Genomic DNA, 263 nt, shown 5'->3' on the forward strand with positions numbered 1-263 from the left:
AAGCCTGGCGAGGATGTCGAGGTTGACAAGCCTGTCTTCAAGGACAAGGACGGCAACGAGGTCACGCCGCCGGAGGGCACCAAGTTTGAGAAGGGCGAGGGTGCTCCGGATAATGTGACGGTTAATCCGGATGGTTCGATTACTGTTCCGGTTTCCGAGGATGCCAACCCTGGTGACAAGATCACTGTCCCGGTTGAGGTGACCTACCCGGATGGTTCGAAGGACACTGTTGAGGTCACTGTCACGGTTGAAAACCCGGATGC

General features: G+C 56.7%; 1 protein-coding gene. It reads left to right on the top strand.

Going from position 1 to position 263, the window contains the following annotated elements; all coding sequences use genetic code 11:
* On the top strand, window positions 1-263 hold a 263-nt coding region (locus tag HMPREF2736_RS02755), incomplete at both ends, for a YPDG domain-containing protein (protein ID WP_141761580.1).

The organism is Corynebacterium sp. HMSC036E10 (assembly GCF_001836265.1).
Taxonomy (GTDB): Bacteria; Actinomycetota; Actinomycetes; order Mycobacteriales; family Mycobacteriaceae; genus Corynebacterium; species Corynebacterium coyleae.